Origin of the sequence: Thioalkalivibrio halophilus, assembly GCF_001995255.1 — a bacterium.
Lineage (GTDB): Bacteria > Pseudomonadota > Gammaproteobacteria > Ectothiorhodospirales > Ectothiorhodospiraceae > Thioalkalivibrio > Thioalkalivibrio halophilus.
Window position 1 is genome coordinate 51,334 of sequence record NZ_MUZR01000051.1, and the last position, 19,437, is coordinate 70,770.

Annotated in this window: 21 protein-coding genes; 16 read left to right on the plus strand and 5 right to left on the minus strand. The window is 67.5% G+C overall.

What is annotated here, in order from left to right:
* Positions 1–260 precede the first annotated feature (260 nt).
* Complete coding sequence (locus B1A74_RS11515; RefSeq protein ID WP_077244722.1) at positions 261–533, plus strand: antitoxin; 273 nt, start codon at positions 261–263, stop codon at positions 531–533.
* A gap of 214 nt (positions 534–747) precedes the next feature.
* On the opposite strand, the gene radA is transcribed toward B1A74_RS11515, so the two are convergent.
* The 3 genes from radA to B1A74_RS11530 form a co-directional block, all read right to left on the minus strand.
* The gene (radA, locus tag B1A74_RS11520; RefSeq protein WP_018946577.1) at positions 748–2,097 is read right to left on the minus strand and encodes a DNA repair protein RadA; all 1,350 of its coding nucleotides are present in this window, start codon (positions 2,095–2,097) and stop codon (positions 748–750) included.
* Between the two features lies 1 nt (position 2,098).
* Entirely contained in the window at positions 2,099–3,379 is a 1,281-nt protein-coding gene (locus tag B1A74_RS11525; RefSeq protein WP_018946576.1) for an HlyC/CorC family transporter, read from the minus strand.
* Between the two features lie 79 nt (positions 3,380–3,458).
* On the minus strand, positions 3,459–4,259 hold the full coding sequence (locus B1A74_RS11530) for a cytochrome C assembly family protein (RefSeq protein WP_018946575.1): 801 nt from the start codon (positions 4,257–4,259) through the stop codon (positions 3,459–3,461).
* Positions 4,260–4,393: 134 nt separating this feature from the next.
* Between B1A74_RS11530 and ffh the strand changes: the two genes are divergently transcribed.
* The 12 genes from ffh (at position 4,394) to B1A74_RS11590 (ending at position 14,625) form a co-directional block, all read left to right on the plus strand.
* The gene (gene ffh / locus B1A74_RS11535; RefSeq protein WP_018946574.1) at positions 4,394–5,782 is read left to right on the plus strand and encodes a signal recognition particle protein; all 1,389 of its coding nucleotides are present in this window, start codon (positions 4,394–4,396) and stop codon (positions 5,780–5,782) included.
* Positions 5,783–5,871: 89 nt separating this feature from the next.
* A complete protein-coding gene (rpsP, locus tag B1A74_RS11540) occupies positions 5,872–6,132 on the plus strand; it encodes a 30S ribosomal protein S16 (RefSeq protein WP_018870607.1) in 261 nt (86 codons plus the stop codon).
* Positions 6,133–6,148: 16 nt separating this feature from the next.
* Complete coding sequence (gene rimM, locus B1A74_RS11545; protein WP_077244723.1) at positions 6,149–6,658, plus strand: ribosome maturation factor RimM; 510 nt, start codon at positions 6,149–6,151, stop codon at positions 6,656–6,658.
* A 7-nt stretch (positions 6,659–6,665) separates the two neighbouring features.
* Positions 6,666–7,433: a tRNA (guanosine(37)-N1)-methyltransferase TrmD gene (gene trmD, locus B1A74_RS11550; RefSeq protein WP_077244724.1), complete on the plus strand. Its 768-nt coding sequence runs from the start codon at positions 6,666–6,668 to the stop codon at positions 7,431–7,433.
* 9 nt (positions 7,434–7,442) lie between these two features.
* Entirely contained in the window at positions 7,443–7,811 is a 369-nt protein-coding gene (rplS, locus tag B1A74_RS11555; protein ID WP_018870604.1) for a 50S ribosomal protein L19, read from the plus strand.
* A 42-nt stretch (positions 7,812–7,853) separates the two neighbouring features.
* Positions 7,854–8,366, plus strand: a complete 513-nt coding sequence (locus B1A74_RS11560; protein ID WP_077244725.1) for a methylated-DNA--[protein]-cysteine S-methyltransferase — start codon at positions 7,854–7,856, stop codon at positions 8,364–8,366.
* A gap of 222 nt (positions 8,367–8,588) precedes the next feature.
* The gene (gene soxA, locus B1A74_RS11565; RefSeq protein WP_077244726.1) at positions 8,589–9,398 is read left to right on the plus strand and encodes a sulfur oxidation c-type cytochrome SoxA; all 810 of its coding nucleotides are present in this window, start codon (positions 8,589–8,591) and stop codon (positions 9,396–9,398) included.
* Positions 9,399–9,425: 27 nt separating this feature from the next.
* Positions 9,426–10,106 (plus strand): sulfur oxidation c-type cytochrome SoxX, encoded by a 681-nt coding sequence (gene soxX, locus B1A74_RS11570; protein WP_077244727.1) that lies wholly within the window; start codon positions 9,426–9,428, stop codon positions 10,104–10,106.
* Between the two features lie 230 nt (positions 10,107–10,336).
* On the plus strand, positions 10,337–11,026 hold the full coding sequence (soxX, locus tag B1A74_RS11575) for a sulfur oxidation c-type cytochrome SoxX (RefSeq protein WP_167769418.1): 690 nt from the start codon (positions 10,337–10,339) through the stop codon (positions 11,024–11,026).
* Between the two features lie 114 nt (positions 11,027–11,140).
* Positions 11,141–12,034, plus strand: coding sequence for a 23S rRNA (adenine(2030)-N(6))-methyltransferase RlmJ (locus B1A74_RS11580; RefSeq protein WP_077244729.1), 894 nt, complete (start codon positions 11,141–11,143; stop codon positions 12,032–12,034).
* Between the two features lie 33 nt (positions 12,035–12,067).
* Positions 12,068–13,981, plus strand: coding sequence for a molecular chaperone HtpG (gene htpG / locus B1A74_RS11585; protein ID WP_077244730.1), 1,914 nt, complete (start codon positions 12,068–12,070; stop codon positions 13,979–13,981).
* Between the two features lie 161 nt (positions 13,982–14,142).
* Positions 14,143–14,625: an FKBP-type peptidyl-prolyl cis-trans isomerase gene (locus tag B1A74_RS11590; protein ID WP_018946566.1), complete on the plus strand. Its 483-nt coding sequence runs from the start codon at positions 14,143–14,145 to the stop codon at positions 14,623–14,625.
* Between the two features lie 91 nt (positions 14,626–14,716).
* On the opposite strand, the gene cydC is transcribed toward B1A74_RS11590, so the two are convergent.
* Entirely contained in the window at positions 14,717–16,357 is a 1,641-nt protein-coding gene (cydC, locus tag B1A74_RS11595; RefSeq protein ID WP_077244731.1) for a thiol reductant ABC exporter subunit CydC, read from the minus strand.
* Positions 16,354–18,042: a thiol reductant ABC exporter subunit CydD gene (gene cydD, locus B1A74_RS11600; protein ID WP_077244732.1), complete on the minus strand. Its 1,689-nt coding sequence runs from the start codon at positions 18,040–18,042 to the stop codon at positions 16,354–16,356. Before cydD ends, cydC begins: the two co-directional genes overlap by 4 nt.
* A gap of 205 nt (positions 18,043–18,247) precedes the next feature.
* Between cydD and B1A74_RS11605 the strand changes: the two genes are divergently transcribed.
* The 3 genes from B1A74_RS11605 to B1A74_RS11615 all read left to right on the plus strand — a co-directional run.
* Positions 18,248–18,517, plus strand: a complete 270-nt coding sequence (locus tag B1A74_RS11605) for a (2Fe-2S)-binding protein (RefSeq protein WP_077244733.1) — start codon at positions 18,248–18,250, stop codon at positions 18,515–18,517.
* Between the two features lie 60 nt (positions 18,518–18,577).
* Positions 18,578–19,270: a MotA/TolQ/ExbB proton channel family protein gene (locus tag B1A74_RS11610; RefSeq protein WP_077244734.1), complete on the plus strand. Its 693-nt coding sequence runs from the start codon at positions 18,578–18,580 to the stop codon at positions 19,268–19,270.
* Positions 19,267–19,437 (plus strand): ExbD/TolR family protein (locus tag B1A74_RS11615; protein ID WP_208855997.1); only part of this gene is annotated, 171 nt, incomplete at its 3' end. The genes B1A74_RS11610 and B1A74_RS11615, both read left to right, overlap by 4 nt.

A 19,437-nucleotide genomic window follows, 5' to 3' on the forward strand; every position in this document is an offset into this window, starting at 1 on the left:
TGGAACCCAGAGAAGAACAAGCTTCTCCAAGCAGAAAGGAACGTCTCTTTCGAGGATGTGGTTTTGCATATCTCGGTTGGAGGCATCTTGGATACGTTCGAGCATTCGAATCAGGAGCGATATCCGGGGCAACAAATTCATGTGATTGAGATTGAGGGGTATGCGTATTTGGTGCCCTTTGTGGAGTCAGAGGATGAGGTTTTTCTGAAAACGATCATCCCGAGCCGGAAAGCGACCAAAACCTATTTGGGAGGTCCAAAATGAGTAGGCTGGATAAAGAAGAGCAGGAAGTTCTGGATGCATTCGATGCAGGAGAGCTGCAGAGGTCGCCAGACAGTGAAGACAGGAAACTGCGGCATCAACAATACGCCGAGGCCATGTTCAAAAAAGATGCCCGTATTAACATCAGGCTTTCTTCCAAGGATCTTCGGGGGCTCCAGAAGAAAGCCCTGGCGGAAGGTATTCCCTACCAAACACTTGTTGCCAGCATCCTTCATAAATATGTGGAAGGTCGCTTGCACGAGGATCGATAGCTAACCAGGCCATGCACCGGATGCCAAAACCTCCGCTTCGCTCTGGTTTTGTCACCGGTGATGGCGGGCGTTAGCGGCTCATGAACCGACATCGCTGCACACATCAGGCACATGATCGGGCGAAGGTGGAAGGGGTGGGAGGCTTGCGGCGCCACAAGATCCACCAGCGGTGGGGCCGGGGGTAGGCACTGCACGGGAGGCGGCCCGGGCTCGACTACAGCGCGTCGAGGACCTCGCCCAGGCGTGAGACGGCGACTACCTCCATGCCCTTGATTGGCTTGCGCGGGGCGTTGGCGGCGGGGGCGATGGCGCGGGTGTAGCCGTGCTTGGCGGCCTCGCGCAGGCGTTCCTCGCCGTTGGGGACCGGGCGGATCTCGCCTGCCAGGCCCACCTCGCCGAAGGCCAGCAGTTCCTGCGGCAGGGGCCGGTCCCGCAGGCTGGAGAGTGCGGCGGCCAGCATCGGCAGGTCGGCGGCGGTTTCGGTCACGCGTACGCCGCCGACCACGTTGATGAACACGTCCTGGTCGAACAGGGCGACGCCGCCATGGCGGTGCAGCACCGCCAGCAGCATGGTCAGGCGGTTCTGCTCCAGGCCCACGGTGATGCGTCGCGGCTGCGAGGCGTGGCTCTCGGCGACCAGGGCCTGGACCTCCACCAGCAGCGGGCGCGTACCTTCGCGGGTGACCATCACTACGCTGCCGGGCACCGGGTTCTCGTGGCGTGACAGGAAGATCGCCGAGGGGTTGGAGACCGGTTTGAGGCCGGTCTCCAGCATCGCGAACACGCCCAGCTCGTTGACCGCGCCGAAGCGGTTCTTGACCGCCCGCAGCATGCGGTAGCGCCCGTCCGGATCGCCCTCGAAGTACAGCACGGTGTCGACCATGTGTTCGAGGATGCGCGGGCCGGCCAGCTGCCCGTCCTTGGTCACGTGGCCGACCAGGATCACGGTGATGCCGCGCTGCTTGGCGAGCCGCACCAGCGCCGCGGCGGCATCGCGCACCTGGCTGACCGAGCCCGGGGCCGACTGCGAGGCCGCGGTGAACAGGGTCTGGATCGAGTCGATCACCAGCACCCCGGGGCGTTCGCTTTCGCAGGTGGCAATGATGTTTTCGACCTGTGTCTCGGTCAGCAGGCGCAGGCCGTCCACTTCCAGCCCCAGGCGCTGCCCGCGCATGCTCACCTGCTGGGCCGACTCCTCGCCGGTCACATACAGGGTCTGCTCCGCCGGCAGGGCGGCCAGGGTCTGCAGCAGCAGGGTCGACTTGCCGATGCCGGGATCGCCCCCGATCAGGATCACCGAGCCGGTGACCAGGCCGCCGCCCAGCGCGCGGTCGAGTTCGGAGATCCCGGTGGAGGTGCGCGGCAGCTCGCCCGTCTCGACCTCGCCCAGCCGGGTGATGCGTGCGCTCTCGCCGGCATAGCCGCCGCCGCGCGGCCCGGCGGAGGCGACCGGCGCGGCCTCCTCGAGGGTGTTCCAGGCGCCGCATTCCCCGCACTGGCCGGCCCATTTGGGCGAGGTCGCGCCGCAGGCGCGGCAGATGTACTGAGTCTTGCTGCGGGCCATGTCAGTCTTCCGGGGTGGTCGGGCTGTGGTGTTCGGGCGGGATGCGCACGGTGCGGATGGTGTTGTTCTTGATCTGTACGATGTCCATCACCACGCCGTTGATGCGCACGCTGACCGGGGCTTCCGGGATGCTCTCCAGGTGCTCCACGATCAGGCCGCTGAGGGTGCGCGGGCCGTCCAGTGGCAGATCCAGGGCCAGCAGCCGGTTGAGCTCGCGCAGGTGGATGCCGCCGTCGACCATCGCCGCGCCGTCTTCCTGGAACAGGATATCGTCGCTCATGGTTGGCGAGTCGGTGGTGAATTCGCCGACGATGTCCTCCAGCAGGTCCTCCAGGGTGATCAGGCCCTGGATGTCACCATATTCATCCACTACCAGCCCGATCCGTCGACGCTGCTGCTGGAAGTTGATCAGCTGGCGGTTCAGCGGCGTCCCTTCGGGAATGAAACAGGGTGCCGTCACCACCTGGCGCAGCGCCTCGGGGCCGAATTCGTCACGCTCGATCAGCGGCAGGACGTCGCGCAGGTGAAGAAAGCCCAGCACTCGGTCCAGCTCGCCCTCCACCACCGGCAGCCGTGTGAAACTGCCGTGCAGCAGCTGATCCAGGACCTCGTTCCACGGCTCGGTCAGGTCCAGCACCACGATCTCGTTACGCGGGATCATGATGTCCTCGACCGTGGCCCGCTCCAGATCCAGCAGGTTGAGCAGCATGCGGCGGTGGTTCGGAGGGATCAGCGAGCCCGCCTCGGAGACCACGCTGCGCAGCTCGTCCGCATTGAGGGCCGAGCGCTGGCGGGCATCCACCGGCACCCCGAACAGCCGCAGGAAATTGTTGGCCAGCAGGTTGATGAGCCATACCACCGGCCACAGCACCCGCATCAGGATGCGGTAGATTCGTGCCGCGGGGTAGGCGACCCGCTCGCTGTGCAGGGCCGCCAGGGTCTTGGGCGCGGTCTCGGCGAAGATCAGCAGGGTCAGGGTCAGTATGCCGGTGGCGATGGCCACCCCGGTGTCGCCGAACAGCCGCCAGCCGATGATGGTGGCGATCTGGGCGATCAGGATGTTGACGAAGTTGTTGCCCAGCAGGATCAGCCCGATCAGCCGGTCCGGTTGTTCCAGAAGGTGTGCGGCATCCGCCGCCCCGCGGTGCCCGGTCTGGGCGCGATGCCGCATGCGGTAGCGGTTCAGCGCCATCAGTGCCGTCTCCGACCCGGAGAAGAAGGCCGACAGCAGGAACAGCACGACCAGCGCGCCGAACAGGACGGACAGCGGGATTTCTTGCAACGGGGCGACCTGCGGTCAGGGGTGGGCTGGCTCCATTTCAGGCAAGCCCCGCGAGGCTGTCAAGCGCCGGGGCAGGGGCTCAGACGCGCCCGAGGATGACCTCCAGCACCAGCTTGGTGCCGAAGTAGGCCAGCACCAGCGCGACGAAGCCGCCGGTGGTCCAGGCCAGCGCGCGCGACCCGCGCCAGCCCAGCCGCCAGCGCCCCAGCAGCAGCACCGAGAAGATGAGCCAGGCCAGGATCGACAGCACCGACTTGTGCACCAGGTCCTGGGCGAACAGGTCGTCGACGAAGATGAAGCCCGAGATCAGGCTGAGCCCGAGGAACAGCCAGCCGATGAAGATCATGCGGAACAGCCACAGCTCCATGGAGAACAGCGGCGGCAGGTAGCGCACGATCCCGCGCGTGTGGTGATCGTGCAGGGCGCGGTGCTGGGCGGTCATCACCGCAGCCTGCGCGGTGGATAGTGCAAGAAAAGCCCAGCCCAGGGCGGAAAACAGTACGTGCACCGCGATGCCGGCCGAGGTCGCGTAGCGGGCGTCGCCGTCGCACAGCAGCGCGGTCAGCGCGGCCAGCAGGGTCAGTGGCAGGACCACCATCCCGAGACTGGCCAGCGGGTGACGCAGGGCGGTGACCCACAGCAGGGCCGCCACCAGCCACATCGACGCCGACAGCGCATTGCCCAGGCACAGGTTCCAGCCCGTGCCGGTGACAACCGCCGGCACCAGCGCCACCACGTGGGCGATCAGCGCCAGCAGCCACACTGCCAGCGGTCCGCGTGGCTGCCCGGCGGCCAGCGGTCGGTCGCGTATGCCCAGGGCCAGGTAGCCCAGCGCGATCAGGTACAGAAAAACGGCGATGGTTCCGGCGATCGTGATCATGCGCGGATTATCTCTTGTCGCGCCCGCGATTGCACTTCGTTACCGCGCGCTGCAGGAGACCCCCGGTCACGGGTATAATGTCGGATTCGATGCGGGCCGCTCCCCGCCGATTTCATCCGCAGGAGACACGTCCCATGTTCGACGGCCTTTCCAGTCGCCTCCAGGACACGATGAAGCGCCTGAAGGGTCAGGCGCGCCTGACCGAGGACAACATCCAGGAGGCCCTGCGCGAAGTGCGTATGGCCCTGCTCGAGGCCGACGTCGCGTTGCCGGTGGTGCGCGAGTTCGTGAAGGACGTCAAGGAAAAGGCGCTGGGCAAGGAGGTCATCGGCAGCCTGACGCCGGGGCAGGCCCTGATCAAGGTCGTGCACGACGAGCTGGTCGCGACCATGGGTGGCGAGAACGCCTCCCTCAATCTGGCCGCGCAGCCGCCGGCGGTGGTGCTGGTGGCCGGCCTGCAGGGTGCGGGCAAGACCACCAGTATCGGCAAGCTGGCGAAGCTCCTGCGCGAGCGCGACAAGAAACGCGTGGCCGTGGTCAGCTGCGACGTCTACCGCCCCGCCGCGATCCAGCAGCTGGAGACCCTGGCCGGCCAGGTCGAGGTGACCTTCTACCCCAGCGACACCTCGCAGAAGCCCGACGACATCGCCACCGACGCGGTGCAGCGGGCCCGCCGCGAAGGGGTCGACGTACTGCTGGTGGACACCGCCGGGCGCCTGCACGTCGACGAGGACATGATGGCCGAGGTGCAGAGCCTGCACGCAGCGGTCGAACCGGTGGAGACCCTGTTCGTGGTCGACTCCATGACCGGGCAGGACGCGGCCAACACCGCGCGCGCGTTTGGTGATGCCCTGCCGCTGACCGGCGTGGTGCTGACCAAGGCCGACGGCGATGCCCGCGGGGGTGCCGCCCTGTCGGTGCGGCAGATCACCGGGGTGCCGATCAAGTTCATCGGCACCGGCGAGCGCCCCGACGGGCTCGAACCCTTCCATCCGGAACGTATCGCGTCCCGTATCCTCGGCAAGGGCGACGTGGTCTCCCTGGTCGAGGAGGCCTCGCGCCAGGTGGATCAGGACAAGGCCGAAAAGCTCACGCGCAAGCTGAAGAAGGGGCGCGGCTTCGACCTCAACGACCTGCGCGAACAGCTGGCCCAGATGGAGAAGATGGGCGGCATGGGCAGCATGCTGGAAAAGCTGCCCGGCGGCGGCAAGATGCAGGAGGCGATCAAGAATCAGGCCGGCGACAAGGAGATCCGGCGCATGCAGGCCGTGATCTCCTCGATGACCGACGAGGAACGCCGCCACCCGGACATCATCAAGGGGTCGCGCAAGCGCCGCATCGCCGCGGGCTCCGGCTGCCAGATCCAGGACGTCAACCGCCTGCTCAAGCAGCACACCCAGATGAGCAAGGCGATGAAGAAATTTTCCAAGGGCGGCGCATCGAAGATGATGCGGGCCCTTGGAGGACAAATGGGCGGCATGGGCGGCCCTGGAGGCCCCGGAGGGGGCCTGCCGAAACGCTGACGACGGGGCTTCGGCCTTGTCTTGGCGCTGCAATTCGTTATAATCGCGCGTTTTCTCGCGAAACCGAACTTCACGGGGTTCAAGACTTCATGCTTACAATTCGTCTGTCACGCCGCGGCGCCAAGAAGCGCCCCTTCTACTCGATCGTGGTGACCGACTCCCGCGCCCGCCGCGACAGCGGCTACATCGAGCGCGTCGGTTTTCACAATCCGGTTGCCCGCGGTCAGGAAATCCCGCTGAAGATCGACCTCGAGCGGGTCGATTACTGGCTGAGCCACGGCGCCGGCATGTCCGAGCGCGTGGAACACCTGGTCAAGGGGTACCGCAAGCAGCAGGCTGCGGCGGCCTGACTTCCGGGAGACGCAGGTGAGCGAGGCGGGTGAGCGCATCCGCGTCGGACGCGTCTCCGGGGTCTACGGCGTCAGGGGCTGGGTCCGGATCTTTTCCGAGACCGAGCCGCGTGACGCCATCACCGGTTTCCCCCGCCTGTGGATGAAGCAGGCCGAGGGATGGCGGCTGGTGGAGATTGAAAGCGGCCGCGCGCACGGCCCCGGCGTGGTCATCAGGTTCGCCGGGGTGGCCGATCGCGACGCCGCCTACGGACTGATGGGGGCCGAGCTGGCGATCGAGCGCGAGTGGCTGCCCCCGGCGGAAGAAGGCGAGTACTACTGGGCCGACCTGCAGGGCCTGTCCGTTGAACATGGCGACGGCACGCCGCTGGGGACGGTCACCGGTTTCATGGAGACCGGCGCCAATGACGTGATGGTCGTGAGCGGTGAACGCGAGCGGCTGATCCCCTGGGTGCAGGGTCCGTACATTCTCGAGGTCGATCTCGAGGGTGGGCGGATCCGGGTGGACTGGGATCCGGAATACTGACGCGGCGATGCGCTTCGACGTCATCACCCTGTTCCCGGAGCTGGTCGCATCCGTGACGCAGTGGGGCATCCCGCGCCGGGCCGTGGAGGCCGGGCAGCTGGACCTGCGGACCTGGAATCCGCGGGACTGGGCCAGCGGGGTGCACCAGGCGGTGGACGACCGGCCCTATGGCGGTGGCCCCGGCATGGTCATGCAGGTGCCCCCGCTGAAGGGGGCGCTGGACGCCGCCCGGGCCGATGGTGATGAACCGCTGCACGTGGTGGCTCTGACGCCACAGGGGCGGCCGCTGGACCAGGAGCGCGTGGGGGCCCTGACACGGCGCCCGCGTGTCGCACTGGTTTGCGGGCGCTACGAAGGGATCGACGAACGCTTTATCGAAGCCGAAGTCGACGAAGAAATCTCGCTGGGGGACTACGTGCTCTCCGGCGGTGAACTGGGTGCCATGGCGATCATCGATGCCTGCGCCCGCCTCCGGCCCGGGGTGCTGGGGCATGCGGACTCCGCCGAACAGGATTCCTTCAGCGAGGGCCTGCTGGACTGTCCGCACTACACCCGGCCGGAGGAACTGAACGGACACCGCGTCCCCGGCGTCCTCCTTGGAGGCGACCACGGCGCGATCCGCCGCTGGCGCCGCCGTGAGGCGCTGGGGCGTACATGGAGCCGCAGGCCGGATCTGCTGGCCCGGCTCGAACTGGGGGGCACGGATCAGGCCCTGCTGGACGAATACCGCGAGCGTCACCGACTGGGTGGCGTCCGCTCCGAGAGCGATGATTGAGGTCGAGCAATGAATAACGTCATTCAGCAACTGGAAGCCGAGCAGATGAAATCCGATGTCCCGGATTTCGGCCCGGGCGATACCGTGGTGGTGCAGGTCAAGGTGCGCGAAGGAGAGCGCGAGCGCCTGCAGGCCTTCGAGGGCGTAGTGATCGGCAAGCGCAACCGCGGGCTGAACTCCGCGTTCACCCTGCGCAAGACCTCCTACGGCAACGGAGTGGAGCGCACCTTCCAGACCCACAGCCCGCAGATCGCCGAGATTCAGGTCAAGCGTCGCGGCAAGGTCCGTCGTGCCAAGCTGTACTACCTGCGCGATCGTACCGGCAAGGCCGCGCGCATCAAGGAAGACGTGCGCGCCCGGGCCAAAGGCCGCGGCTGACCTCCGGGCCGCGGTTGGTCCCGCGGACCCCCGCGCGAGCGCATGCAAGGCCGGCGCTGCATCCTCCCGGGTGCATCGCTGGCCTTTGTGTATGCCTGCGACCCCGAAGACTCCCTCCTCCTGCTCGGCTGGGAAGGCCATGAGACGCGGGTTTCCGTCCCGCTGCGCCTGCCCTTCGCGCCCGAGTCCTATTGCCGCGATCCGCTTGTCTGGGTCGCGCCCGATTGCCTCCCGCCCGGTACCGCGCATCAGCGCCGGGTCTGGCACGCGCTGACCCGCATCCCCGTCGGAGAAACCCGAACCTACGGCCAGATCGCCCGCGCCATCGGCTCCTCGCCGCGGGCCGTGGGCCAGGCCTGTCGTGCCAATCCCTGGCCGCTGCTGATCCCCTGTCATCGTGTCCTGCCGGCCGGTGCCGCCCCCGATCGCGGATCCGCGGGGGGATACGCCGGCCAGGTCGCGGGCCCCCTGGTCGGCGCCAAACAGGCCCTCCTGCGACACGAAGCTGACCGGAAAACCGAAATCAACGGGAACTTTTTGCCAAAAGGGGAATAGATCCTTTCGCCGGGGCGTCTGCCTGTCGGTGCCGGACTGCAAGAACCCTTGAAAAACAGACTGTTAGGAAACGCTAATATAGCGTTTGTTTGTTGACACGGTGTTCACGTATTCCGCACTCTGCAGCGTAGGTTCGGGCGACGGAGACCCGGGCCCATCGAATAAAACCGTGTGATGGAGGTTTCCATGTTCAAGAAAGCATTGCTCGCCTTGCCCGTAGCAATGGCGGTCGGGGGCGCTGCCCAGGCCGGCGAATGGCAGGACCCGGCGGATGTCCTGAATAATCTGCTCGAGGCCAATCCCGATTCGGCCTATCTGCATCAGAGTGAGATGAACATCATGATGATGCCGGACAACCCGGCCCTGTGGGTCGCCGATGACGGCGAGGAGCTGTTCTACCAGGAGCGCGGCCCCAACAATGCGTCGCTCGAGTCCTGCGATTTCGGCAAGGGGCCGGGCGTGCTGGACGGTGCCTACGTTGAACTGCCGCGTTATTTCGAGGACGTCGGCAAGGTCATGGACTTCGAGCAGCGTCTGGTGCACTGCATGAAGGAGATCCAGGGGTTCGACGAGGATGATGCCGCCGTCGCCCAGCGTCATGGCAGCGGTTCCGACATCATGCAGCTGACCACCTATATCGCCATGCAGTCCTCCGGCATGGAATGGCAGCCGCAGAACGATCATCCCGAGGAACAGGCTCTGATCGCCGCCGGCGAGAAGCTGTTCTTCCGTCGCGGCGGAGCCCAGGACTTTAACTGCGCTGCCTGTCACGGTCAGTCCGGCAAGCGCATCCGCGCCTCGGTCCTGCCGCAGATGCGCAATTCGCAGGAATGGACCAAGGCGGTCTCCTGGCCGGCCCAGCGTGCCGGGCACGACAACGTCCGCAGTCAGAACCACCGCATCCGTGGTTGCGTGTGGCAGATGCGTCATGCCGCCATCAAGCCGGACTCGATGGCCAACACCGCGCTCATCGCCTTCTGGAATGACGCGGCGCGTGGCGAGCCGGCGATCCTGCCCGACCTCAAGCGGTAACCCCGGACGCAATAGGAGACAGCAAGCATGTTCAAGAAAAATACTGTTGCGGCCGGTGTGGCCGCCTTTGCAACCATCGCGCTGGCAACGGGCTGCGCCGTGGCCGAGGGCAACAAGTCGGACGATGTTGACATCACCGCCATGAGCGCGGATGAGCTGGCCGAATACATGATCTTCGAGTCGGACAGCTTCCGTTATGACCAGGTCCCGCAGGAAGGCGGCACCATGGAAGAGCGCATGACCCAGGACGAGATCCAGGCGGCCTGCTCGATCGAGGGTGATCCGGACGGCGAGACCGCCGGCCGCGTGGTGGCCCTGGCTCGTGAGCAGTACGAGGCTCCCGAGGGCGACATCGAACTGGGCGACTGGCAGCGCGGCGAAGAACTCGCGTTCTCCGGCTACGGCTATCGGATCGGTCACCGCATCGATGATCATTCGACCCGGGAAGCCGGCGGCAACTGTGTCAACTGCCACGTTTTCGACGAGGACGGTCCCGCTCAGGGCACCATCGGGCCGAGCCTGGTGAATTACGGCGCCACCCGTGGCGACAGCCAGGCGATTCGCGAGTACGTCCACCAGGTGATCAACAATCCGCATCAGTACTTCCCGTGTGCGGAAATGCCCCGCTTCCAGGGGCTGCTGAGCGAGGAGCAGATCAGCCATATCATGGCTTACATGCTGGATCCGGAGTCCCCGGTCAACAACTGATCCGGGGCGGCCGCAAGGCTGCATGACGATCCGTTCGGCGGATCGTGACCCGGGCCGCCGCGTTCCTCGCGGCGGCCCCCTCCCGGGGCATTCGCCACGGGACCAGACATTATTCACCATCGCACCCGCGAGCCGGGGTCAACCGGGCGCCGCAGTGCACTCTGCCGGTGCCGCCGGCGTGGCTGCGGTCGCGGGTTCGAGGGCGAAACGGAATCGGGGAGACATCAGGGATGCCAGGCCAAAGCGTACGTTGGGGGTTGCCGCTTGCCGTGTCGGCAGCGTTATTCACCACCGGGTGTCAGTTCTTCGGCGACGCCGACGAGGGCGAAACTGATATCGCCGCGATGGAAACGGACGAACTCGTTGAACACATCGTGTTCGAATCGGACAGCTATCGACTGGATCAGCCCGTTCAGGAAGGTGGTTCGGCCCGCGGGCGCATGGAGCAGGATGACCTGCAGCGTGCGTGTTCCGTGGTCGGAGGGGAGCTTTCGGGCGATCAGGTGCAGGAGGTGATTACCCTCGCCCGGGAAAGCTACGAGGCTCCCCCCGGGGGACCGCGTCTGGGTGACTGGGAGCGGGGCGCGGAGCTGGCCCGTTCGGGCTACGGTTTCCGCGTGGGTCATCGCAATGACGACCATTCCACGCGTACCCCCGGGGGCAACTGCTATGCGTGTCATCAGATGGATCCGAACGAGCCGATCTACGGTACGATCGGGCCGAGCCTGGCCGGGTACGGGAGCGGCCGGGGTACCGACGAGGCGTCGCTGCGGTATGCGCATGAGGTGATCTCGAATCCGCACCAGTATTTCCCCTGTACGGAGATGCCCCGGTTCGGTGCCAACGAACTGCTGAGCGAGCGGGAGATCAGCCACATCATGGCCTATCTGCTGGACCCGGAGTCCCCGGTGAACCAGTAAACTGCACCCGTAGCGGGCGCCGTGCTCCGTGACCCGGAGCCGGCCGCAAGGAAGTCCAGCCACCGTGGTCCGCCGCGGTGGTTTTTTTATGGCCGGGGCGTAAGGGAGCGAACCATGCTCAGCTATCAGCACGACTACCACGCCGGCAATTTCGCCGATATCCACAAGCATCTGGTGTTGCGTGCGGTGCTCGCGGCATTGCAGCGGCGGATCAAGCCGTTCGTGGCGCTGGATCTGCATGCCGGGGCCGGAGTTTATGACCTGGACGGCGAGCGGGCGCGCAAGACCGGCGAGGCGGCGCTCGGCATCGAGCGCCTGCGCGCCTGTGCCTGCGAAGCCGCGCTGCCGGAGGCGGTGACCGGGTTTCTGGAGACCGTGCAGCAGGTGGCCGGGACCGACGGGTATCCGGGATCACCGGCGCTTATCCGCGCGTCTCTGCGCGAGAATGACCGACTGGTGGCGTCCGAGATGCACCCCGAGGCCCACGAACGCCTGCAGGGCGCGTTCGCCGGGGATGCGCGCTGCCATGTGCACCGGCGCGATGCGCGCGAGGCCGCCCGAGGGCTGTTCCCGCCGCAGCCGCGGCGCGGGTTCGCCCTGCTGGACCCCTCGTACGAACGCCCGGCCGAATACCGTGAAATCGCGGAGATGGCGGAGATCATCCTGGAGCGCTGGAACACCGGGATGGTGCTGGTCTGGTATCCGGTGCTGGCGGGACGTCCGGATCATGCCCTGGTCGAACGGCTGTGCACCCGCAGCACCCCCTGGCTGCGCAGCGAACTGCGTCTGCGTGATGATCCTGGCGTGGAGCGCGGGGCGCATACCGGGCTCGCGGGATCCGGCATGCTGGTGCTGCGTCCGCCGTGGCAGCTGGAAGAAGAACTGGCCGCAACGCTGCCTGCGGTGCTGGGCTGCCTCGACTCGGAGGGCGAGGGGGCGCTTTATCGCGCCGAGGGGCTTGAAGAAGGTCGCGGCGACCCCAGACTCCGGCGTGTTACCAGTAACTGAACCCATCCGAACCCATCACGGAGTCGTAACCCCATGACCGAAACCCGGACCGAGCAAGCCGCCGAGGCGGAAACCCGCCAGTTCGAGACCGAGGTCAGCCAGCTGCTGCAGCTGATGATCCACTCGCTGTATTCCAACCGCGAGATCTTCCTGCGCGAGCTGATCTCCAACGGCGCGGATGCCTGCGACAAGCTGCGCTTCGAGGCGACCGCGAACCCCGATGCGATCCCGCAGCCGGCCGAGCTGCACATCGACGTGGACGTGGACAAGGACGCCCGCACCGTGACCGTGCACGACAACGGCATCGGCATGTCGCGCGACGAGGTGATCCGGCAGATCGGGACCATCGCCCATTCGGGTACCCGGGCCTTCCTCGAGAAGCTGACCGGCGACCAGCAGAAGGATGCCCAGCTGATCGGGCAGTTCGGGGTCGGGTTCTATTCCTCGTTCATCGTGGCCGACCACGTGCGCGTGGAGACCCGGCGCGCGGGTACCGGGGTCGAGGCCGGCACGCGCTGGGAGTCGAAGGGCGATGGCGAGTACACCCTGTCAGACTGCGAGCGCGCGGAACCGGGCACCGAGATTACCCTGACCCTGAAGGAAGACGCCGACGAGTTCCTCGAGCCGATGCGCCTGCGCCACGTGATCGGGCGCTACTCGGACCACGTGGCCTTCCCGATCCGCATGCGCAAGCAGGACGACGAAGGCAATCCCACGGACGAGTGGGAGACCGTCAACCGTGCCAGTGCACTGTGGACGCGGCCGAAGAGCGAGATCTCCGACGAGGAATACCGCGAGTTCTACAAGCACATCGCGCACGACTTCGAGGACCCGGTGGCCTGGACCCACAACCACGTGGAAGGCCGCCAGGAATACACCACGCTGTTCTACATCCCCGGCCGGGCGCCGTTCGACCTGTGGGATCGCGACGCACGCCACGGGGTGAAGCTGTACGTGAAGCGCGTGTTCATCATGGACGACGCGGAGAAGCTCCTGCCGAACTACCTGCGCTTCGTGCGCGGGGTGGTGGATTCGTCCGACCTGCCGCTGAACGTCTCGCGCGAGATCCTGCAGGACAACCGCCTGGTGGATTCCATCCGCTCGGGGTCGGTGAAGAAGATCCTCGGCCTGCTGGAGAACATCGCGAAGAACGAGCCGGAGAAATACGCCGGGATCTGGGACAACTTCGGTCGCGTACTCAAGGAAGGCCCCGGCGAGGACTTCGCCAACCAGCAGCAGATCGCGGGCCTGCTGCGTTTTGCCAGCACGTACAACGACGATGACACGCAGAACGTTTCTTTCGCCGACTACAAGGCACGCATGAAGGAAGGGCAGGACGCGATCTACGTGATCAGCGCCGACAACGCCGCCGCCGCGCGCAACAGCCCGCACCTGGAGGTGTTCCGCAAGCACGGCATCGAGGTGCTGCTGCTGTCCGACCGGGTGGACGAGTGGCTGCTGTCCAACCTGCGCGAGTTCGACGGTACGCCGATCAAGAACGTCGCCAAGGGCGATCTCGATCTGGACAACATCATCGGCGAGCAGGATTCCGACGACGCGGACAACACCGAGGACCGGAAGGACGACGAACTGGGCGACCTGCCCGAGCGCATCCAGAGCGCACTGGGTGACCGGGTCGACTCCGTGCGCCCGTCGAAGCGGCTGGTGGACTCGCCGGCCTGCATCGTCCTCGGCGAGCACGAGATGGCGCTGTATCTGCAGGAGCTGCTGAAGCAGGCCGGACAGGAGACCTTCTCCTCGAAGCCGGTGCTGGAGGTCAACGCGCAGCATCCGCTGGTCGAACGGCTGAAGACGGCGGAAGGCGACGACTTCAACGACCTCGCCTCGCTGCTGTTCGAGCAGTCGCTGCTGGCCGAGGGCGGGCAGCTGGAGGACCCGTCGGGTTTTGTCCACCGGCTCAACCGGTTCTTGCTGCAGGCCGGCTGACCCCCGTTCCGTCGCGGACGGTCAGTGCATGCGCCGGGCCCAGTGCCCGGCGTTTTCGTTGGTGTGCCCCGGAGCGGATTCGGCCACTGTCAGCGGGGACTGTGACGCGAGGGGGCTGGTCGGGTTACCCTGTCGGGCCACATTTCAAGAGAGCAGTGTCCATGCAAGTCGCGCAGAATTCCGTAGTGTCCATCCACTACAAGCTCACCAACAACGATGGCGAGACCATCGACAGCTCCGAAGGCCGCGAGCCGCTGGCCTATATGCACGGTAATGGCCAGATCGTGCCCGGTCTGGAACGCGAGCTGGAAGGCAAGGCCGCCGGCGACAAGGTCCAGGCCACCGTGCCGCCGGAAGAAGGTTATGGCGAAAAGATCGACGCCATGGTGCAGGAAGTCCCGATGGAGGCCTTCCAGGGCGTCGACTCGATCGAGCCGGGCATGCAGTTCCAGGCTCAGACCGAAAACGGCCCCCTGACCGTGACGGTCACCAACGTCGAGGGCGACACCGCCACGGTGGATGGAAACCATCCGCTGGCCGGCCAGACGCTCAATTTCGACGTCGAGGTGGTGGAGGTGCGCGAACCCTCCGCCGAAGAGCTGGAGCATGGCCACGCCCACGGGCCGGGCGGTCACGAGCACTGATCCTGCCTGCCGGGCCGGCCCCCGTCCGGTCCGGATCCCCCGGCGGTCGCAGCCCCGCGGCCGCCGGGACTTTCTTCCTTCTCCCGCTTCCCTAGAGCGCCAGCCGTGGCCAGTGCGCCGGCATGCGCCGGGGTGCGTGGGTCACGATGACCGTCTGACGCGCCTCCAGCCAGGGCCCGATGCGCTCCAGGATCGCCGCCTCGGTGGCTTCGTCCAGTCCCGCGAAGGGCTCGTCCAGCAGGGCGACCGGCCGGTCCTGCAGCAGCAGCCAGGCCAGCGCCACCCGGCGTGCCTGTCCGCCGGAAAGATTGCCGGCATCCTCGCCCAGCGGATAGTCCAGGCTGTAGCCCATGCGCTGCAGCAGCGGCGCGATCCGCACCTGATCCAGCACGGCCCACAGCCGGTCAGCGGAAAGTTCCGGCTGCCCCAGTCGCAGGTTGGCGGCCAGGCTGTCGTCTAGCAGGCGCACGCGCTGGGGCAGGTAGCCGATTACCCGGTGGCGGGTATCGGGGTCCAGCGTGGTCAGGTCCCGCTCGCCCCACAGCAGTTCGCCGCCGGTCGGCGTCAGCTCGCCGGCCAGGGTCTCCAGCAGGGCAGTCTTGCCGCGCCCGCTGATCCCGTGAACCACCAGCGGGTACCCGGGCTCGGGCCGGATGTCCAGCGGGCCTGCCAGCGGGCGGTCGGCGCGGAAGCCGACGCTCAGGCCACGCGCCTCCAGCGGGCCGGGGGGCAGGTCGACCGGTTCTGCCCCGGCGGGCTCCGGAGCCTCGGCTCCGGCCTCGGTCTCGCGCAGGCGCCGGGCCGCTTCCAGGCTCTCGCCGAGGCGCCACCAGGCGCCGGGCAGGCTGCCCAGCGCCTCGTTGAGGCCCAGGGTCATCAGGGTGAGCAGCACGGCGACCGGCCCGGAGATCAGCCCCTCGGCGTAGGCATGCAGCGCGTAGCCCAGCATGGCGAGGGTGGTCAGCATCACCACCAGCTGCACGCCCTGTTCGCCCAGCACCCCCGCGCGTTCCTGGGTCAGGCGCCGCGCGGCACCCTCGCGGGCCCGGCGGGCCAGGGCCGCCCGGTGCTCCTCCAGGCGGCCGAAGGCGGTGAGCTCCGGCAGCCCGCCGAAGTAGTCCAGCAGGGCCACGCGTTCATTGGACTCTTCCCGCACCAGCCGGCGGCCGCGGCGCTGGCCGGCGGTCGCGGCGATCGCTGCCGTGATCAGGGTGATCGCGGCGGCGACCAGCAGTAGCAACGCCGCCTGCGGCGGGGCCAGCCACAGGGCGATCGCCACGGCGCTGACCAGCGCCAGCAGGGCCCCGACCATCGGTCCCACCACCCGCAACGGGATGGCGTCCAGGGTGTCGATGTCGCTGGTCAGGCGGGCCTGCAGGTCGCCGCTGCGCAGACTCGCCAGGCTTCGCGCCGGCCAGCGCGCCAGCTGGCGGAAGGTGGTCGCGCGCAGGTCGGCGAGGATGCGCAGGACCGCTTCGTGTCCGGTCACGCGCTCGAAATAGCGGGCCACGGTGCGCAGTACCGCCGCCGCACGAATCCCGCCGGAGGGCGAGTAGATGTCCAGGGTGGCCAGCATGCCGGCCCCGGCCAGCGCCGTGGCGGTGATGAACCAGCCCGACAGGGCGAGCAGCACGATGCCGCTGACCCAGGTCACCGCCAGCAGCAGCCAGGCCAGCAGGCTCCAGCCGAGGCGCGAGGCGAACAGGCGTTGCAGGTATTCGCGGTCCGTCATGCCAGGCTCTCCACGCGGCCTTCGGCCAGCCGGACCACCCGGCTGGCACGTTCCCTAACGGCCTCGCGGTGGGCCGCGATGACCAGGGTGATGTCGTGCTCGGCGGCCAGGGCGAACAGGGTGTCCAGCAGGGCGGCCTCGGTGGCTTCGTCGAGCGCGCTGGTGGGTTCGTCCAGCAGCCACAGCGGATGCCTGGCGAGGATCCCGCGGGCCATCGCGATGCGCTGGGCCTGTCCCCCGGAGATCCCGGTGTTGCCTTCGCCGATGGCGGTATCCAGCCCGTCCGGCAGCTGCGGGTCATCCACCGGCAGCCCGGCGCGGGCGAGGGCGTCGTGCATCGCCGCGTCGCTTACCGGTTCGGCGCTGGCCAATTGCAGATTGTCCCGCAGGCTGCCATGGAACAGGTGGGCGTCCTGACCGAGCCACACGAACCGCTGCAGGTCGTCGGCCACGCGGATCTCGCCGCCGGCCGGTCGCAGGAAGCCGGCCAGCAGCGCCAGCAGGGTGGACTTGCCGGAGCCGCTGGGGCCGGTCACCGCCAGGTGTTCCCCGCGACCGATCTGCAGGTCGATGTCGTGCAGGGTCGGTTGGGCGGTATCCGGATACTGCACCTGCACTCCGGCCAGGTGTATCGCCGTGCGCGGGCTGTCCGGCGCCCCGGCCGGGGCGGAGGCGGGGCCACCGGCCGGCTGCAACAGCGGCGCCAGGGACTCGGCCGCGGCCAGGGCGGCGGCCCGATCGTGATAGCTCTGCGCGAACTGGCGCAGGGGCAGGAAGTATTCGGGCGCCAGCACCAGGATGAACAGTCCGGTGAACAGGGTCAGGCTGCCGGCCGGGCCGTAATCGATGGCCCCGAACAGGCCGAAACCGATATAGATGGCCAGCAGGCCGATCGCGACCGCGCTGAAGAATTCCATGATCGCCGACGACAGGAACGCGACCTGCAGCACGCGCATGGTCAGGCGGCGGTGTTCGTCGCTGGCGGCCACCACCGCCTCGCGGGCTGCCTGCGTGGCGCGCGCGCGGCGCAGGAAGTCGAGGCTGCGCAGGCGGTCGAGGAAATGCCCGGCCAGGCGGTTCTCCTCGTCCTGCTGGCTGCGGTGGATCTGTTCGGCGCCCATGCCGACCAGGGCCATGAAGGCGGGGATCAGCGGCGCCGAGAGCAGCAGCAGGCCGGCGGCGAGCCAGTCCAGCCAGGCGACCGTCAGCAGCAGCACCAGCGGGGTCAGGATCACCATGCGGGTGCCGGGCAGGTAGCGCGCGTAGTGGCCGGTCAGATCTTCCACCCGCCGCAGGTAGTGATCGACCCAGGCCCCTGAAGGGGCGCGGTGCGCCAGATGGACGGGGCCGTCGCGCCGGGCCGCGTCCAGCAGTTCCTCGCGCAGTTCACGCTTGACCGCATCCGCCAGACGATGGCCGGCGCCATCGCGCAGGGCCTGCAGGGCATAGCGCAGCACCGCCGCCACCGCCGCGCCCGCAAGCACCATGCCCAGTGGCAGGCGTTCCGGTGCGAACAGCGCCATGTGGACCGCCCAGGCGATCAGGCCGGCCAGGGCCACGGTGGCGAGGGTGGCGCCCAGCCCGGCGGCGGTGGCGCCCAGCAGCCAGTGGCGGTGCGGACGCATGCGCGCCTGCAGCCAGGGGCCGGGGCGTGGAAGGCCGGAGTCGGGGGCGTCGGTGGGCATCGAAATCCTTCCGTGACGAGGCGGGGTCCGCGGGTCCGGGGCGGCCCGGGGACGGAAATTCGAAACTAATCTATAAGAAGATGCTGATCAATGGACCCGGCAACGGGTGGGGCCGACACACCTGAAAAGAATAGTGTTGAAAAGCATTCTCATTAGCGGTAATGTCGCCTCATCCACCCATTGCCAGGGGCCGGAGCCGTCAAAGATGATTGTATGTGTCTGCAATGCCGTGCGCGAACGCCAGATTCGGGAGCTGGTGGCGCAAAGTGATTCCCGCGTCCGTATGCGTGATCTGCGCGAACAGCTGGGTGTGTGCGGTGATTGCGGCAAGTGCGCGCGGCGGGCCCGGGGGATCCTGCGCGACTGCGCGGATTGCGCGGGCGACCCGGTGGCCGGACACGCTCCGGCCGGGGGCTTCGCGGGCATTCCGGTGACGGCCGGGACCACGGCAGCGGGGGCCTGCGCGGCCACCTAGGGAACTCCCTGGTCCGGTGCGCCCCGCGCGCCCCTTCAGGCAACGAATTCGGGATCCAGCATGAATGCATTGATCGAGTCCCTGGCGGGCAAGCGCTTCGCCGGGTTTCTGGACGCGGGCGGGCCCGTGGTGGCCATCCTGCTGGTGGCGTCGGTGGTGGCACTGGCGTTCGTACTGGTAAAGCTCTGGCAGCTCTGGCAGCTGCGGGTGACCGACGTGCGTCCGGCCGAACAGGCCCTGGAGTTGTTCCACGGCGGGGACCCGGAGGCCGCCATTCGGCATGCCGAAGCCACGCCCAACCCGGCGGCCCGCGCGGTGGCGCGCGGCATCCGCGGACTGCGTGCCGGTGCCCCCGAGGCCATGGTGCGGGAAGAGGTCGTGCGTTATGGCAACGCGACCATCCAGTCCCTGCGCCAGGGTCTGCGGCCGCTGGAAGTGATCGGCGCGCTGGCGCCACTGCTGGGCCTGCTGGGCACGGTGATGGGCATGATCAGGGCCTTTCAGGCGCTGGAAGAGGCAGGCAGTCAGGTGGATCCCGCCGTGCTTTCCGGCGGGATCTGGGAAGCGTTGCTCACTACCGCCGTGGGACTGGCCGTGGCCATTCCGGTGGTGGCCGCACTGAACTGGCTGGAGACCCGGGTCGAGCGGGTGGCGCATCGCATGGATGACGCGGTCACGCGGCTGTTCACCGGCCAGCTGATGACCCCGGCCCCGCGCGAGAAGGCCGCGGATGCGGAGCCCGCCAGCCAATGACCGGTGACCCGGCGGAACAGCCGACGCTGGACACCGGTCGTCCGCGCCGGCGCAACCTGATCAGCCTGACGCCGTTGATCGACGTCGTTTTCATCCTGCTGGTGTTCTTCATGCTCGCCTCCAGTTTCCTCGACTGGCGCGCCGTGGAACTGGAGGCGAGCATGAAG